The organism is Hymenobacter agri (genome assembly GCF_054778495.1).
Genome location: NZ_BAAGZM010000819.1, coordinates 1 through 1,529, shown reverse-complemented (window position 1 = coordinate 1,529; position 1,529 = coordinate 1). Strand labels below are relative to the sequence as shown.

2 protein-coding genes are annotated in these 1,529 nt (G+C 66.8%); both read right to left on the bottom strand.

The genetic code is table 11. The features are described from left to right. Positions 1-137: 137 nt before the first annotated feature. Positions 138-1,025 carry an efflux RND transporter periplasmic adaptor subunit gene (locus tag ACYVDE_RS22470; RefSeq protein WP_460503763.1) on the bottom strand — a complete coding sequence of 296 codons (888 nt, stop codon included), beginning with the start codon at positions 1,023-1,025 and terminating at the stop codon, positions 138-140. A 97-nt stretch (positions 1,026-1,122) separates the two neighbouring features. Next, the coding region (locus ACYVDE_RS22465; RefSeq protein WP_460503762.1) for a sensor histidine kinase at positions 1,123-1,529 on the bottom strand (407 nt) is incomplete at its 5' end.

Here is a 1,529-nt window from a genome sequence, read left to right as displayed (position 1 = left end):
GCCGCGCGGCCAGCCGGGGCCGGGCCGCCGCCAGGCTGGAAACAGCATGAGCCAGGTAGCCGGCCCGCTGCAGAAAACGCTGCAGGCCCGCCCGTCGTGGGCTGTCGGCCGCAATGAGAAGAATAGCCATGCCGTGCTTAATTGGTGGGAGAAGCCAGCACACGCACCTGGGCGTGCATGCCGGGCTTGAGTAGGTGGCCGGGGTTGGGCAGCGTGCAGCGCACCTTCATCACCTTGCTCTCGTGGTCGAGCACCCGAAAAACCTGGTCGATGCGGCCGTACAAGGGCTGGTCGGGGTAGCTGAGGGTGGTGATTTCGACCGGCTGGCCCCGGTGCACCTGGCTCAGGTCCGCCTCGAACACGTTGGCCATTACCCACACACTGTCGAGGTTGGCCACGGTGAAGGCCGCTGGCACGTTGGCGGCGTTGAAGCGCAGGCCCGCCGCCAGGTTTTTCTCAATAACGTAGCCCGCCACGGGCGCTTTCAGCTCGTAGTGGCTGCCGCTGGCCATGCCGTAAGTATCGAGCTGGCGGTGGTTGCGGGTGGCGGCCGCCTGGGCGCGGGCCAGTTCGGCGCGGGCCTTATAAACGTCCTGCCCGGCCGCTAGGCCGTTCTGAAACAGCTCTTCGGCCACTGCCAGGTTCTTGCGGGCCACACCCAGGTCGGCGGTGCCGGTGGTGCGCTGGTTTTGCAGCTCGGCAATTTCGGGGCTTTGCAGCACGGCCAGCACCTGGCCTTGTTTCACCTGGTCGCCCAGCTCAACCCCGACGCGCAGCACCTGCCCGCCCACGCGCGGAAATACCCGCGCCGTACGGTTGGCATCGGCGGCAATCTCGCCGCTCAGCACCAGTGGTTCCGCGGCGGCTTCGGGGGCGGTTTTCGATTGAAGTACGACTGCCTGGGGGGCGGGCTCGTCCAGCGCATCGGCATCCGAGGGCGTGCAGGCGGCGGCCGTCAGCAGCCCCAGAGCGGCCGCGAAGGCCCGGGCATTCTGGTAGTGGCGGAGGAGGTTTGGTAGCTTCATAGGAGTGCGGCAGATGGTGAATCTGCTGCAAGGCTACCGGCATCTCATTAGAATCTGATTAGAATGGTAACGCGAACTGAAAGTTCGCGCTACGTAGCTACGCAGTGGGCAGGCGCACCAGCACCGTGGTGCCGTGGCCCAGCGCCGAGGTCAGCTCCAGGGTGCCGCCGTGCTGCTCAATAATTTTGCGGGCCAGCTGCAGGCCCACGCCGTGGCCCAGCAGCGGCCGCGCATTGCCGGCCCGGAAAAACGGCTGGAACACCTGCGGCAAATCACCTTCAGCAATGCCAATGCCTTGGTCCTGAATCTGCAGCCGCACGCCGCCGGGCTCGTATTCGAGGCGAATGGCCACGGGCCGGGGCTCCGAGTATTTCAGGGCGTTTTCGAGTAGGTTGATGAGGGCGCGGCTCAGCAGCGCCCGGTTGCCGGTGAGCTCCAGCTGCTCGGGCTCGGCGGGTAGGCGGCCGGTGTGCAGCTGCAGGCGGGGACGCTGGGCCGGGGGCA

What these genes read in the sequence shown, in the direction of transcription:
- ACYVDE_RS22470 (WP_460503763.1), bottom strand. Translation starts at nt 1,025, where the DNA reads ATGAAGCTACCAAACCTCCTCCGCCACTACCAGAATGCCCGGGCCTTC.